Origin of the sequence: Asaia sp. SF2.1 (assembly GCF_000505765.1) — a bacterium.
In the GTDB taxonomy this organism is placed as follows: Bacteria; Pseudomonadota; Alphaproteobacteria; order Acetobacterales; family Acetobacteraceae; genus Asaia; species Asaia bogorensis.
In genome coordinates this window covers 1-15,153 of record NZ_AYXS01000014.1, presented here as the reverse complement: position 1 = coordinate 15,153, position 15,153 = coordinate 1, and the positions used below count along the sequence as shown (strand labels likewise).

Annotated in this window: 12 protein-coding genes; 9 read left to right on the top strand and 3 right to left on the bottom strand. The window is 62.3% G+C overall.

Annotated elements, in window-relative coordinates; all coding sequences use genetic code 11:
- Window positions 1-20 precede the first annotated feature (20 nt).
- Both xth and P792_RS28130 read right to left on the bottom strand, forming a co-directional pair.
- Window positions 21-788 carry an exodeoxyribonuclease III gene (gene xth / locus P792_RS0119025; RefSeq protein WP_031240768.1) on the bottom strand — a complete coding sequence of 256 codons (768 nt, stop codon included), beginning with the start codon at window positions 786-788 and terminating at the stop codon, window positions 21-23.
- A complete protein-coding gene (locus P792_RS28130) occupies window positions 785-1,156 on the bottom strand; it encodes an iron-sulfur cluster assembly accessory protein (protein WP_023978657.1) in 372 nt (123 codons plus the stop codon). The genes xth and P792_RS28130 overlap by 4 nt, the downstream gene beginning before the upstream one ends.
- A gap of 58 nt (window positions 1,157-1,214) precedes the next feature.
- Here P792_RS28130 and P792_RS28125 point away from each other — a divergent pair, with 58 nt between their 5' ends.
- The 9 genes from P792_RS28125 to dld all read left to right on the top strand — a co-directional run bounded on the left by P792_RS28125 (window position 1,215) and on the right by dld (window position 11,719).
- On the top strand, window positions 1,215-2,384 hold the full coding sequence (locus P792_RS28125) for a deoxyguanosinetriphosphate triphosphohydrolase (RefSeq protein WP_031240767.1): 1,170 nt from the start codon (window positions 1,215-1,217) through the stop codon (window positions 2,382-2,384).
- Window positions 2,385-2,424: 40 nt separating this feature from the next.
- Complete coding sequence (gene argS / locus P792_RS28120; protein WP_023978655.1) at window positions 2,425-4,230, top strand: arginine--tRNA ligase; 1,806 nt, start codon at window positions 2,425-2,427, stop codon at window positions 4,228-4,230.
- Window positions 4,227-5,435 carry an SPOR domain-containing protein gene (locus tag P792_RS28115; protein ID WP_023978654.1) on the top strand — a complete coding sequence of 403 codons (1,209 nt, stop codon included), beginning with the start codon at window positions 4,227-4,229 and terminating at the stop codon, window positions 5,433-5,435. The genes argS and P792_RS28115 overlap by 4 nt, the downstream gene beginning before the upstream one ends.
- 38 nt (window positions 5,436-5,473) lie before the next feature.
- Window positions 5,474-6,259 carry a ScpA family protein gene (locus P792_RS28110; protein WP_051395875.1) on the top strand — a complete coding sequence of 262 codons (786 nt, stop codon included), beginning with the start codon at window positions 5,474-5,476 and terminating at the stop codon, window positions 6,257-6,259.
- Entirely contained in the window at window positions 6,259-6,990 is a 732-nt protein-coding gene (gene scpB / locus P792_RS0119020; protein ID WP_023978652.1) for an SMC-Scp complex subunit ScpB, read from the top strand. Before P792_RS28110 ends, scpB begins: the two co-directional genes overlap by 1 nt.
- Before the next feature lie 50 nt (window positions 6,991-7,040).
- Window positions 7,041-7,790, top strand: a complete 750-nt coding sequence (tatB, locus tag P792_RS0119015; protein WP_023978651.1) for a Sec-independent protein translocase protein TatB — start codon at window positions 7,041-7,043, stop codon at window positions 7,788-7,790.
- Entirely contained in the window at window positions 7,772-8,566 is a 795-nt protein-coding gene (tatC, locus tag P792_RS28105) for a twin-arginine translocase subunit TatC (protein WP_023978650.1), read from the top strand. Before tatB ends, tatC begins: the two co-directional genes overlap by 19 nt.
- A gap of 22 nt (window positions 8,567-8,588) precedes the next feature.
- Window positions 8,589-9,851 (top strand): serine--tRNA ligase, encoded by a 1,263-nt coding sequence (gene serS / locus P792_RS28100; protein WP_023978649.1) that lies wholly within the window; start codon window positions 8,589-8,591, stop codon window positions 9,849-9,851.
- Between the two features lie 146 nt (window positions 9,852-9,997).
- Window positions 9,998-11,719: a D-lactate dehydrogenase gene (dld, locus tag P792_RS28095; RefSeq protein ID WP_023978648.1), complete on the top strand. Its 1,722-nt coding sequence runs from the start codon at window positions 9,998-10,000 to the stop codon at window positions 11,717-11,719.
- Between the two features lie 647 nt (window positions 11,720-12,366).
- Here dld and P792_RS28085 read toward each other — a convergent pair.
- Entirely contained in the window at window positions 12,367-14,916 is a 2,550-nt protein-coding gene (locus tag P792_RS28085) for a helicase-related protein (RefSeq protein ID WP_023978646.1), read from the bottom strand.
- Window positions 14,917-15,153: the final 237 nt, after the last annotated feature.

The following is a 15,153-nucleotide window of genomic DNA, read 5'->3' as shown; positions in this document are numbered from 1 at the left end:
CGGCCAACAGAGCCCTGTATTCAAGCCAGCGCAACAATCAGCGGGATGTGATCCGATGGCTGATCTTTCCCCCGCTCATCACGGTCGGGCGTGACCGATACAAGACGTTCGGCCAGTTTTGGCGACAGCAGGGCATGGTCGATGCGTAAGCCGGCGTTTCGCTGGAAGGCAGCGTTCTGATAATCGAAGAACGTGTAATGCCGTCCCGAAGGTTTGAGCGCGCGCAATGCATCAGTCAGCCCGAGCCAGAGCAGACGATGCCAGCCTGCGCGGCTCTCGGGGCGCAGCAGGGCATCGCCCGGGCTCAGGGCCCCGGGGGCGAAATCCTCATCTGTGGGGCAGACATTGAAATCACCCGTGAACAGGAAATCGGCTTCCTCATCACGCAGGGTTCTGGCCCGCTCGGCAAGTGCCGTGAAAAAGTCGAGCTTGGTGGCAAAGCCTTCTGCCCCGCCCGAATTGCCGTTGGGTAGATAAAGATTGCCGATCGTCATGCCTGCCATGCGGATTTCGACATAGCGGGCGGCTTCGTTGGCGAAGCCGGGCAGGCGCTCATGAACCACGTCGACAGGCGTGCGCGCCAGCATGGCAACGCCGTTATAGCCTTTCTGCCCCACCACAACCGGATGATATCCGGCCTCTGCAAAGCTTGCCGGAAAGAGATGCGTCTCGCATTTCAGTTCCTGCAGGCAGAGCAGATCCGGTTTGACGCGGTCGAGCCAGTCGAGCACGTGTTTCTCACGCTGGCGGATGGAATTGACGTTCCAGCTTGCGAAGGTAAAGCTCATGCGAGGGAAAAGCTCGTACCGCACCCGCAGGACGAGGCTGCGTTGGGATTGGCGACCGTGAAATGCGCCCCCATCAGCTTGTCCACGAATTGCAGCTGGGCCCCACCCAGCAGGTCCAGGCTGACCGGATCGACCAGAACCGTTGCGCCGTCCTGTTCGATCACCACATCATCATCTGCCCGGTCAGTGTCGAGCTTGAATTGATACTGGAAGCCGTTACAGCCCCCGGCCAGCACGGCCACACGCAGGGCCAGCCCCGCGGGCTCGCCCTGCTGGGAGATGATCTCGACAATCCGGGCAGCGGCACCGGGCGAGACCGAAAAGCTGCCCGCAAGGGCCGCGTCGGAAGGGGGCGTGGTCTGGCTCATGATTTACCATATAATGCGCTCGGCCATGCTCTTAAAGCGGGCAAAGTGGAGAGTGTGGATGATCAGTCAGGATGTCGCCCCCTATGCCGTGCGCCGCGAGACAGCGCGAGGCCGCCTGCATCCCGAGGAGGATGCGCCCACGCGCTCGCCCTGGCAGCGTGACCGCGATCGCGTCATTCATTCCGCAGGGTTTCGCACGCTGCAATACAAGACGCAGGTTTTTATCAATCATGAGGGTGATTTCTTTCGCACACGCCTGACCCATTCGCTTGAGGTGGCGCAGATTGCCCGCTCCATTGCCCGCCAGCTTCGTCTGGATGAGGATCTGACCGAGGCACTCGCTCTGGCGCATGATCTTGGTCATACGCCTTTTGGCCATGCGGGGGAGGATGCGCTGAAAGCCTGCATGCAGGATCATGGCGGCTTCGATCATAACACCCAGTCCCTGCGTCTCGTGACCCTGCTTGAGGGGCGCTATCACGCCTTTGACGGCCTCAACCTCACCTGGGAGACGCTCGAGGGGCTGGCCAAGCATAATGGCCCGGTCAAACGCCCGACGCCCTATCTGCTAGAATACGACGCCCAGCATCACCTCGATTTCGCCAGCTATGCCTCTGCCGAGGCTCAGGTGGCGGCGCTGGCCGATGATATTGCCTATCATGGCCACGACCTTGATGACGGGTTGCGCGCAGGGCTGCTTCGCTTTGAGGATATCGCAGGTCTGCCGATCGTGGGGCCAGCGCTTGAGCGGGCGATGAGTGGCGCAAGGGCGACCGAGCGCTATGATCGCGAACGCCGGATACGCCATGAGACCATAAGGCAGGTCATCAATGTGCTGGTGACCGATCTCACAATGCAGACAAGGGCCAATATCGAGGCGCTTCGGCCGGAATCGTCAGACGACATCCGCCAGGCCCCAGGGCCCGTGGTTGCCTTCAGCGAGCAGGTGGCGCTGGAGAACAAGGAAATCCGCAAGTTTCTCTATGCGCGTATGTATCGTCACTGGAAGGTGAAGCGCATGACCCGCAAGGCCCGCTTGGCGCTGGGCGAGATTTTCGGGATATTGGCAGAAGACCCAAGCCTGTTGCCCGATGGCTGGCGCGAGAAGGCACAGCAGGGCGATGAGAACGGGCGCAGACGTGTTGTGGCCGATTACATCGCAGGAATGACCGATCGATTTGCGATGGATGAACATCGACGGTTGACGGAACTCTCGATGCTGGGTTGATACAGGCAGCAGAATACACGTCAGGAACGCAAGGCTCTTTATGTCCGATACACCAACGCTCACCACAGACTGCCTTTTCGCCCGTTACCAGAACCAGGTGCGTGAGGCATTGCGTTCGGTGGTGGCCGATCTGCCTGACGAGATTGCGGCCCGTGTCGAGGTAACGCCGACGCGCGACCCGTCTCATGGTGACATGGCAACCAATGCCGCCCTGCTGGCCTCGAAATTCGCCCGTCGTCGTCCTGCCGATATCGCAGCCGATCTGGTGCCGTTGCTTGTGGCGCTGCCGGGTGTCGCCAAGGCAGAAGCTGCCGGACCGGGCTTTGTGAATATCACGCTCAGCCCTGACGTGCTGCAATCGGTGGCGCGCAGCGTGATCGAGGCCGGGCCGCGTTTTGGTGAGTCGCGTCTGGGGGCGGGCAAGCGCGTGAACGTGGAATATGTTTCGGCCAACCCGACGGGCCCGATGCATGTGGGCCATTGCCGTGGCGCCGTGGTGGGCGATGCCCTCGCCAATCTGCTGGGCAAGACCGGGCATGACGTTACCAAGGAATATTACATCAACGATGCCGGGGCGCAGGTCATTGCGCTGACCTGGGCGGCATATTGGCGCTACCTTCAGGCCATTGGCACGCAGGTCGATACCGAGGCTTTTGCCGCGCTGACACCAACCGGTCTGCAATATCAGGGCGACTACCTTATCCCCATCGGTGAGGCTCTTGCGGCTGCGCATGTCAAGGCGCTGGCGAACGAGGCCGGGCAGGCCGCCGAGCCTTCCGTATGGTTCGAGATCGTGCGTGCCGCCACGCTCAAGGCGATGATGGAAGAAATCCGCACCGATCTTGCAGCTCTGGGTATTCATCACGAGGTTTTCGCCTCGGAAGCCGAGACGCTTGCGAGCGGTCGCGTGGATGAGGCGATTAACGCGCTGGACGCCAAGGGGCTGCTTTATGAGGGTGTGCTTGAGCCCCCCAAGGGCAAGACGCCGGAAGACTGGGAGCCTCGCCCCCAGACGCTGTTCCGCTCCACCCAGTTTGGTGACGATGTGGATCGTGCCCTGCGCAAATCCGATGGCAGCAACACCTATTTTGCCAATGATATCGGCTATCACGCCAAAAAGGCCGAAGCAGCCGATGTGCTGATCGACGTACTGGGCGCCGATCATGGCGGCTATGTCTCGCGTATGCGGGCTGCTGTCAGCGCACTGACCGATGGCAAGACCGAGTTCGAGGTCGTGATGTGCCAGATCGTGCGCATCATGAAGAGCGGCGAACCCGTGCGCATGTCCAAGCGTGCCGGTACCTTCGTGACCCTGCGCGACCTGCTGGACGAGGTGGGGCGCGACGCCGTGCGCTTTACCATGCTGACCCGCAAGGCCGATGCGCAGATGGATTTCGACCTTGATGCGGTCGTGGCCCAGACGCGCGACAACCCGGTTTTCTATGTTCAGTACGCCCATGCCCGCTGCCGCTCTGTCATGCGCAGTGCCGAAACCATGTTCGGTGCCGACAGCACGAGCGATGCCTCCCTGCTCGGTGCCGATCTGTCGCGCCTCAATGCCGATGTGGAGCTTGCCGTGCTGCGTCGTCTCTCGACCTTCCCGCGTGTGGTCGAGGGGGCTGCCCAGACGCGTGAGCCGCATCGCATCGCCTACTATTGCGGTGAGCTTGCCGCCGATTTCCATGCCTTGTGGAACAAGGGCCGTGAGGATACGACGCTGCGCTTCCTGCATGAGCAGGACCGCCCGGCGAGTCTGGCCAAGCTCGCTCTCGTGGCGTCGGTTGCCAGCGTGTTGCGCTGTGGCCTGGCCATTCTCGGTGTCGAGCCGGTTGAGGAGATGCGATGAACGACGACACGCCAGACTGGCGCGACGATCAGCCGGGTGGCGACGGGGGCTATGACCGCCCCCGCCAGGAAGCAGGCCGTGGCCCGGACCGGCGCGCCAATGACCCGCGCTTTACCGATACGCGTCCGCCTTCCTATCCTTCGGACGCTACGGGTGGTGCCGGGTATGACGGTGCGACGGGCTCTTCTCGTGGCGCATCGTCGCAGAATTCCTCTCCGCGTGAGCGCCTGAGCGCCGATTACGATGACGAACCTGTTTTCAGGCGCCGCAGCGCCGGGGCAGGGGGTGGTCTGGCGTCGTTACTGGGCTCTGACATCATGACACGTCGTCTCGTTTACGGGGCTGCGGGTCTGGGTGCGCTGCTTGTCGTTGGCGTGGGTGGCTGGTCGCTGCTGGGCGGCCATTCAGGGGGTATTCCCGTCATTGGGCCGCCTCCCGGTCCTGTGCGCGACCGCCCGGCCGATCCGGGCGGGATGCAGATCATGGGTGATGGCACCGACCTTGACGTGACAGGCAAGGGTGAGGCCCATCTGGCCCCTGAGCCAGAGCAGCCACGCCCCGAGGCGCTGGCGGCGCGTACGGCCCCCGAGACGCCTCCTGCCGGAGCAACGGCGCCTGCTGGATCAGCAAGCGTGGGAGCAGGGCAGGATACGGGGGCTGATAGTGCCGGGGCTTCGGGGCAGAGCGCCTCTGGTGGCCTGCCCGACACGTCCGTTCAGAAGCTGCCGGAAGGTGCCGGAGCACAGGGTGAAGCCGATCAGGGCGGGTCTGCCGCACCGACGGCATCGGAAAGTTCGGCTCCTGAAAAGGCGATACCCGAAAAAGCTGCGCCTGAGAAAGCTGTGCCGGAGCGCGCACCGTCCGAGAAACCGGCCAAGGCAGCATCGGTCCCTCCCGCTGCATCGTCTTCCGCAACCACTGACTCTGCCAGCAAGACCGCTGCCGCCAATACGGCAACGGGCGGGCATATGGTCCAGCTTGCAGCCCTTGGCAGCGAAGCCGACGCCAAGGCGACGTGGAGCAAGCTTTCGAAGCAGGCCAGTGATCTGCTGAGCGACCGCACGCCGATGATCGAGCAAAAGACGATCAATGGCCATGTGTTCTATCGTCTGCGCGTAGGCGGGTTTGATACTACCCAGGCCGCAAAGTCGTTCTGCGTGCGCCTGCATGCACGCTCGATTGCCTGCACACCGGCTGTTTTCTGATCGGTATGGGGGAGGGGAGCAACGCCTTTTCGTCGGCCATGGTACCGGGTGGCGCAGATCTAGAATCGGCGCCGCATCTCTCCCTGACCGGATTTGAGGGGCCGCTCGACCTGTTGCTCGATCTTGCCCGTGCCCAGAAGGTCGATCTGGCGCAGATTTCGATATTGCAACTGGTTGAGCAATATCTGGCTTTCGTTGAGGGCGCGCGGCAGATCAGGCTCGAACTGGCCGCAGACTGGCTGGTCATGGCAGCTTGGCTGACATGGCTCAAATCACGGCTGTTGCTGCCCATCGAGAATGAGCCCGATACCGAGGCGGAGGATGCCGCCGGTTTGCTTCAGGGCCGATTGCAGGAGCTGGAATCCATCAGGGCGCTGGCCGTATGGCTCGATGACCGTCCCAGACTGGGCGAACATGTCTTTGCCCGTGGCTATGGCGAGGATATGACGCGTATCGATCGTTCAGGGCTGCGGGTGGATCTGATGGGGCTGATCAGCGCCTATCTGGCTATGACCCGCCGTCGTGGGCTCAAACGTATCTACGCGCCACCACGCCCGCGCTACTGGACCGTGACCGAAGCCGTATCAGCCCTGCATCGTCTTTTGAATGCGAGCGAAGTCGCAGGCTGGCAGAAACTGACCTCGCTTTTGCCAGCGCAATCCGCTGCATCGCCACGGGCAAGGGCTGCCGCCATGGCCAGCGCCCTAGTGGCAGGGCTCGAAATGGCCAAGAGCGGAACGGTGGAATTGCGGCAGGATAGCGTTTTTGCCGAGATCATGCTTCGGGCCCCTCAGGGTGACTTTCAGGAAGTGACAGAAAGCTGATGTCAGAACTTTCCATGCCCGGCGGGCCGATTTCCCCTGCGGATGCAGTGGAACAGGCCGAAGATGTGTCGGTCGCCGCTCCGACGGCAGGTTCCATCACTCATCCGGATGCGGTCCCCGACGCGCATCAGGCAGCAACGCATCGCGACCGCGGGTTCGAGGCCGTGAACGCGCTCTCCCGTCTGGTTGAGGGACTGATTTTTGCCAGTGCCGAGCCCGTTACCGAAACGGCGCTGAAGCAGTTCGTGGTCTCGCAGGGGGCCGATGAGTCGCTCCTGGGGCCGGTTCTGGCCTGCGTCGTGGCAAGATATGAGGATCACGCGGTGGAGCTGGTGTCGGTCGCCAGAGGCTGGCAGTTCCGGACCCGTCCGGAAATCGCTCCGGCACTGACACGGGTGGTGGAGAAATCGCGCCGGCTGAGCCGTTCCGCGATGGAAACATTGGCGATCATCGCCTATCATCAGCCCTGCACCCGTGCCGATATCGAAGGCATACGCGGCGTCTCGCTGAGCCAGACCGTGCTTGATACCCTGATCGAGGATGGACTGATCAGGCCCAAAGGGCGCAAGGAAGTACCGGGTCGCCCCATATTATGGGGGACCTCGACGCATTTTCTGAGCAGTTTCGGGCTAAGTGATCTCGGGGCTCTGCCGCGGCGTGAGGAATTGCTGCTCGATCCCGATGCTTCGGGGCGTAATGATCGTATCGTGACCCAGAAGGGCGCGGGCTAGGCCGGGCGTCGTGCAAGACCGGAGCCGGGTTTCTGAGATGAGTGGGGAAGATGTTCGATTTTAGCTGGTCGGAAATTGCGCTGATCGTTGTCGTGGCGCTGGTTTTCGTCGGCCCCAAGGACATGCCGACCGCCATTCGCGCCGTCAGTCGGGGTATCAAGGCGGTGCGCCGCATGGCGTCCGAGTTTCAGGGCCATGTGGATGAGATGATCCGCGAGGCCGATCTGGGGGAAGCACGCGACCATCTGCGCGACCTGAAGCGCTTCGACTTCCGAGACCGTATTGCGCGCACGATCGACTCTGACAAGACGATCAGCAAGAGCCTGGATTTCACGCCGCCTCCGTCGCTTTCCTCTCCGGCCCACGGAACGGACAACGCGATCCCGGTCACGGGGCCTGGTGTGACAGAGACGGCCAATACCCATGCCTACGGGGCCGGTGAGGCCGAGGCCCACAGCTCAGCCAGGCCGGCCGAGGCCTCTGGTCCGACGATCCTGCCCCCGGCAACGGCGCGTCGCCTCCGGCATGAAGAGACGCTGTGGCATGCCCCGGCCGTCATTCCGCCCCTGCGAGTCATCCATAACGGGCGTCGTATCGCGCTCGATCCGCCACCTGCTGCGCCTGCGCCTGCGCCGGTGCCTCCTGCATCGTCAAAGCCTGACGACGCGATGAGCGATCATCCCGCTGCCGCGACCCCCGATCTTGCCCAAGCGCCCTATCCTGCCATGACCCCAGCGGTCTCAACGGCCCCGGCCCCTGCGCCGGGGGTGATCCTGCCTGAATGTCCGACAGCGCCATGACGAATAACGACTCCCTCGATGACAAGGCCATGCCGCTTCTCGATCACCTGATCGAGCTGCGCAGGCGGCTTATCTGGTCTCTGGTCGCGTTTATCGTCGCCTTCCTGCTCTGCTATCATTTCTCGGAGCAGATCTATCTGTTTCTTGCCGAGCCTCTGGCGAGGATCATGCGCCAGCAGGGCGAGCAGCCGCATCTGATCTACACGGCGCTGTCAGAAGCCTTTTTTACCTATGTGCGCGTAGCGGTGTTCGGCGCCGTGTTCCTGTCATTTCCGATCATCGCTATGCAGGCCTGGATCTTTATTGCGCCGGGCCTGTATCGCAACGAGAAGCGGGCCTTTGCGCCCTTCCTGATTGCCACGCCGCTGATGTTCCTGCTTGGCGCGACCATGGCGTATTACTTCATCTTCCCCATAGCATGGCGCTTCTTCCTGTCGTTCCAGACGGCCCCGGCAGGCTCGCAGGGGCTGCATATCGAATTGCAGGCGAGGGTCTCGGATTATCTCTCTCTGGTCATGAAGCTGATCCTGGCTTTCGGTGCGGCTTTCGAACTGCCCGTCGTGCTGACGCTGCTGGCACGTGTGGGCATCGTGACCTCCAAAGGCCTGAAGAAATTCCGCCGCTATGCCATTGTCGGTGCAACGGTCATTGCCGCCATACTGGCCCCGCCCGATGTGATTACCCAGGTGGGCCTCGCCGTGCCGTTGATCTTTCTGTATGAAATCTCGATCTTTACGGCACGTCTCGTTGAGCCGCGCCCTGCGACGATCGACTGAAACCTGACAGGACTTTATTGACATGCATGACTTGCGCGCCCTTCGCGCCGACCCGGCTGGTTTTGATGCGGCTCTAGCCCGTCGCGGCCTGTCGCCTGTCGCCGGTGATCTGGTGCGACGCGATGAGGAGCGTCGTGCGGCCCTTCAGGTCCTCCAGGAGCAGCAGGCACAGCGCAAGGTTCTGGCCAGGGAAATCGGTCAGGGCAAGAAAGCCGGGCAGGATACCAGCACCCTTGAGCAGAAGGCTGTCGAACTGCGCGATCATATCGCGGCGCTCGAAGCCAGCGCCTCGACAATCGAGAGCGAGATCAGCGCCACGCTGGCCGGTCTGCCCAACCGTCTCGATGAAACCGTGCCGGAAGGGCGCGACGAGGAGGCCAATCAGGTTGTTCACCAATGGGGTGAGGTGCCTGTTTTCGACTTCGAACCCAAGCAGCATTTCGAACTTGGCGAACAGCTGGGGCTGATGGATTTCCCGACAGCCGCCAAGCTTTCAGGGGCCCGTTTCACGGTGCTGCGCGGGGCGCTGGCGCGGCTGGAGCGTGCGCTTGGGCAGTTCATGCTCGATACCCACACGCAGGAATTTGGCTATAGCGAGACCATCGTGCCGCTTCTGGTCAATGATGCGGCCATGTATGGCACCGACAAGCTGCCCAAATTCGCCGAAGATTCCTTCCAGACCACGGATGGCCGCTGGCTGATCCCGACCGCAGAGGTGCCTCTCACGGCCAGCGTCGCAGGTGAAATCCTCGAGGCGAAGGCGCTGCCATTGCGTATGACGGCGCTTTCAAGCTGTTTCCGTTCCGAGGCCGGGTCGGCCGGGCGTGACGTGCGTGGCATGTTGCGCCAGCACCAGTTCAGCAAGGTCGAGCTGGTGTCCGTTACGACGCCTGAGGCCAGCGCGGATGAACATGAGCGCATGACGCGCTGTGCAGAAACCATTCTGGAGCGGCTGAATATCCCCTATCGTCGTATGCTGCTCTGCGCCGGAGATACCGGGTTCGGTGCTGCCAAGACGTTCGATCTCGAAGGCTGGTTGCCTGGCCAGAAGGCCTGGCGCGAAATCTCTTCATGCTCGAACACACGCGATTTTCAGGCACGCCGCATGAATGCGCGCTACCGCACCGAGAACGGTCCGGCTTTTGTAAACACCCTCAACGGGTCTGGTCTGGCAGTGGGGCGCACGCTGATTGCCGTCATGGAAAACGGCCAGACGGCCGATGGGGCGATCGAGATCCCCGAGGTGCTGCACCCCTATATGGGCGGGATGACCCGCATCGGCTGATGATGACCCTCGATGGGACGCGCATCCGATGGCACGGCAAAGCCAGTCTGTCGGATAAGGTCGCATCGAGGCCGTGCGGGTGAGCGCCTGCCTGACACGCCCGTAAAAAGGGCGTCGTGACTGACATTGCGAGAAGGAAGACCCTCATGCGTCTGACCGAACCGACCCTTCATGCCGACAGGCTTCTTGTGCTGTTGCGTCAGATCGTCGGCACGCCGCATGTGCTTGTCGCGCCCCATGCGACAGCGCCCTATACCAAAGGGTTCCGGTTCGGATCGGGCAAGGTGAGGGCGGTCATCCGGCCACGGACGCTGGTGGAATTCTGGCGTGTGGCCGAGCTTTGCGTGGCGGCTGACCAGATCATGATCGTGCAGGCGGCCAATACCGGGCTGACCGGGGGCTCGACACCAGACGGCGACGCGTATGATCGCCCCGTCATCCTGATCAACACCCGTCGTCTGCGCGGCATGCATCTGCTCGATGGTGGCCGACAGGTGATCTGCCTGCCCGGCACAACCCTGCACAAGCTTGAAACCACCCTCGCACGTTATGGGCGTGAGCCCCATTCGGTTATTGGCTCATCCTGCATCGGGGCCTCGGTGCTGGGGGGGATCAGCAATAACTCAGGGGGCGCGCTGGTGCAGCGCGGCCCGGCTTATACCGAGATGGCCCTGTATGGTCGCGTCACGGCAGAGGGGCGACTCGAGCTCGTCAATCATTTGGGCGTGAAGCTGGATGCTGACCCCATCAAGGCGCTGGCCCGTCTGGAAAGTGGCGCGTTCACACGTGACGAGATCGAATGGACCGGCCGGAGAGGGCATGATGACGGCTATGTCGCGCATGTGCGCGATGTTGAGGCCCAGACACCTGCGCGGTTCAACCAGGATGAGCGCCGTCTGTTCGAGGCATCTGGCTGCGCAGGCAAGCTGATCGTCTTTGCCGTGCGCGTTGACAGCTTTCCGGCCGAGGTCGATTCCCGCGTTTTCTATATAGGCACGAACTGCACCGATAAGCTGGAGGATCTGCGCCGCCATCTACTGACGGCCTATGACACGCTGCCGATCGCCGGTGAATACATGCACCGCAATGCCTTTCGTATCGCCGAGGCCTATGGGCGCGACACGGTGGCTCTCATACGCTACGCGGGCACCAAAAACATTCCGCGTCTCTTTGCGGCCAAGGCCTGGCTGGATGACTGGCTTGGTCAATGGAAATGGCTGCCTGCGCACCTGACCGACAAGGTCATGCAGAAGCTGGGGCGTGTGTTACCCCAGCAGATTCCTGGGCGTATGCTCGCCTTCGAGGCGCGATTCGAGCACCATCTCATGCTGCGCGTTTCGGCAGATCTGGCCCCCAGGGTCGAGGCGCATTTGCGCGATACGTTCGCGACAGAGGGAACAGACTGGTTTGCCTGCACGCCCGATGAGGGCAAGCGTGCCTTTCTGCATCGGTTTGCGGCAGCCGGTGCGGCGCTGCGTTATCGCGCGGTGCATGATCATGAGGTGGGGGAGATTGTTGCCCTTGATGTTGCGCTGCGACGCAACGACAGGAAGTGGTCCGAAACCTTGCCCGCAGCACTTGATGCCCGGATTTTGGAGAAGCTCTATTACGGGCATTTTCTCTGCCACGTGATGCATCAGGATTACGTTCTAAAGCCGGGGGAGTCGGCGGAAGCGACCGAGCATGAAATGCTCAGGCTGCTGGACCAGAGAGGGGCCCGCTATCCTGCGGAACATAATCTCGGTCATCTCTATGAGGGCGATGACGCCCTGTTTGCCCATTACCGGGATCTGGACCCTTGTAACTGTCTCAATCCCGGTATCGGAAGGTCGACAAAGAAGCGAAACTGGAAAGCAGAAAGTATCTGAGGAGAGTAGAACGGGTGGCCCTGCGCAAGACCTGTCAAAGCAAGGTGGCGTAGGGCCGAGGCGCACCTTTACGGTGGGCCAACCCCTTTATATTTGGCATCAGCAGAGAAAACCCTGATCGAGGTCATAGTTTTCGACGAAAATGTGCTTACGGAAAAACCAGACGACATATCTGTATTCCTTCTTCACATGGCGCACGATGCGCACTATTTTGCGTTGGCCGAATTTTACTTCAATCAACCGGAGTAACTTCCGGAGAATTACTTGAAGCAACCTCGGTTGCCGCAAAGAAACGCTAGCGCGGTTTTTGTGAAAAATGGAAGAACTTTTTGCGTCGACCACGCGAAAAAATTCATGTGTCGCGCCAGGAACCGAGACGATGATCTGGATAAGTCTTTGTTTTGACTGAATTTTCTTGCTCATAGCGAGGCTGGGCGAATCGTCAAATCCGGCCCATTACAGCGCCCGCCCAACCGTTTCGCATGGTGCTGACGCCAGCTCGGCAGCGATGCAGGCACCAGCGACAGGAAGGGGACGCGCACACGCGATCTTACGCAGCCATCCTACCACGCCCCTCTTCCGGGCATGCTTTGCCACCCTGCCGGGGCGCAGCGAGACGACGCGGGGTAGAAAGCGATTGCGGCGTGTCAGCCGCGGCCGCGACCACCCTTGCCGCCCTTGCGTGGGCCGCCCGCTCCCTTGAATCGCCTGCCGGAGGGCGATCCGCCGGGGGAGCGCTCACCCGATTCGCTTCTGCCGCCATCGCGCCCGGCGCCGTCACGACGCGCATCGCTTCTGGATGACGGGGGGCGGCCGGGGCCGGAATAGCCTCCGCCGGACCGGTCACCAAATCCTTTCCCGCCGCCGCGCCTGCCGGGTATGGCGCGTTTCTGGTGTTCGCGCTCGCGGCTTTGCTGGCGAAGCACCGCCTCGATCCATTCATTCAGCGCCGTCGTGTTGTCCTCGGCGGCCTGCTTGTCGGTGTAGGCATCGGCAAAGCGCAGCGAGAGCCAGCGCCACGCCACAAGGCGCTTATGCCGTTTCTCGGCGCGTTCGAGTTCCTCGCGCCCGGCCTGTGAAGGCTGGACCAGACGCCCAGTGCCGGGCGGCGGCACCCGCCGACCCGCTGCATGATCGCTGGCCCAGCCGACCAGCCGCGAAATGCCATTATCGCGCTCATCGATGGGGCACATGGCGTAGACCCAGCGCTGGGTGAGGGACAGCCCCTCCACACCTTCCAGGGCTGAGGCAATCTCGAAGGCCTGATCCATATCGGCCAGACGGTAATTCGGGTCGTCGGCGCGCAACACGGCGCGCTTGATGCGCACCAGCACACCGTAAAGGCTGTCGGTCTCGATTTCCTCAGCCACCGCGCGCACGATATCGGCATCCGGCTGCACGAGGGGGCGCAGTTCCGTGATGGGCTCGGGCGGTGCGGCCAGCATCTTGCGGATATGGGCCGGTGTGCCAGCTTCACCCAGCACGGCGACGACGCCGTTTTCATGATGGCCGTAGCGCCCGGCGCGACCGCCAATCTGCTTGATTTCCTGCGCGGTGAGGTCTCGCGTCTGCTTGCCGTCATATTTGCGCAGCGCACTGAACACCACGCGCTTGATGGACAGGTTGAGCCCCATGCCAATGGCATCGGTTGCGACAAGGATTTCGGCCTCGCCATTATTGAATCGCGCGGCTTCGGCACGGCGCACCTCAGGGCTGAGCGCGCCATAGACTACGGCCACACGCTTGCCGAGCGTCAGAAGCTCGGCGCGCAGATCCAGCACCTCGCGTCGTGAGAAGGCAATAAGCGCATCGCCCGCCTCCAGATCGCGCAGGCGCAAGGGTGCGCTGGCGGCGCGGAGTGGCGATTTGCGCTCAAGGCTGATTTCATCCAGCGGGTCATCGCAAAGCTCGGCAATACGCCTGATGAGGGGGATGCAATCGGGGGCGCCCAGAATATACAGATGACGCGCCGGTACACCCATGATGGCAGCCGTCCAGGCCGCGCCGCGATCGGGGTCCATCAGCATTTGCGCTTCATCGATCAGCGCGACATCGACCGGGTTGTGAAAGGGGCACATCTCGACCGTCGCGGCCAGATGGCGGGCGCCGGGGAAATCGATGCGTTCCTCACCCGTGGCGAGCGAGGCCGGAACCCCGCGGGACAACAGGGACTCGCGAAACTCATGGGCCAGAAGGCGCAGGGGGGCGAGGGCGAGGCCGCTCTCGGCATTGGCCAGCGCATTGAGCGCGGTGTAGGATTTGCCTGAATTGGTCGGGCCGGTCACCAGCGTGATACGGCGCTTGAGCGAGCGTGCCGTGCGAAAATGCGCGACATAGCGATCGAGCGCGGCCACACGGGCGATGACAGCATTGCCGACCTTGCGTCCGGCAAGCGCTGGCGTGCCTTTCTGGCCTCCGCGCCATTCCGCCAGCTGCGAACGCAGGCGCTTGAGGATTTCGGGATCGAACTCGAATTTTTCGGTGCCGTCGGGCTGCGGGGTACGGCGTGTGACGGGAAGGCGGTTTTCGGCAATCCAGCGCAGCGCCTCACGCGGGGTGCAATGCAGGATAGCGGGCACCTGATCGAACCCGACGAGGCTTTCTTCCCATGCCTTGAGGCGCTCGTTTTCCCGCTTGCGCCGGGCCTCGGCACGCGCCTCGATCCGCTCTTCCTCTTCGCGTCGCGCCTTTTCGCTCGCGATCAGTTCGGCCTCGAAGCCGGTATCCTCCACCCCGAAAGCCGAGGCGATGATCTGCGCCAGCCGATCGATCTGTCCGCCCGAGAGGAAGGTGCCCGCATCGGTCAGATCGGCCTGCACCGCTTCAAGCACGTCGCGCGGCGTATGCCCCATATCGCGAAAACGTGCGGCCAGCGTGTCTGCCAGCGTGGCACGGAGCAGCTCTGGCGTGGCCCGGGGGTCGTGTACGCGACTCACCGCATCGAGCATGTCAGCCTTGCTGATCCAGAGTTCACCCGCGCGGCGGGTGAGGTTCATCAGCTGTGCTGCCCAGTCCTTGCGGCGCACATCGCATATCAGGCGCTCATATTCAGAGGCGAGGATGGTGTTCGTCCCCGGCACGAGGCTTCGTGCGATCAGTTTGAGCAGGCGCGGCTCTTCCTTGGGGGAGGGCGAGAGGCCGGTTTCCTCGATCGCAACAGAGAGCGCGTGATCGGCGGGGGAGAGTGCTGAGTCCATGAATCCGTTTGTGCGTTATGACACGGTTTGCTGCAATGGGAGACTTGCGGCCATGGGCGTTTCGCTTTCCTATACGCAACCGGAACGATACGCCGCGGCGTATTTTTTTGAGACGTGACACAAGGAGAACCCGGTGCGGTTCAAGCAAGCTCCGAAGATTTCTGCTCTTTTCGCTCTGACGGCTTTGATGGGCGGCACGGCCCTCGCAGCGCCGGACATGCCGCCGCCGCATATGGG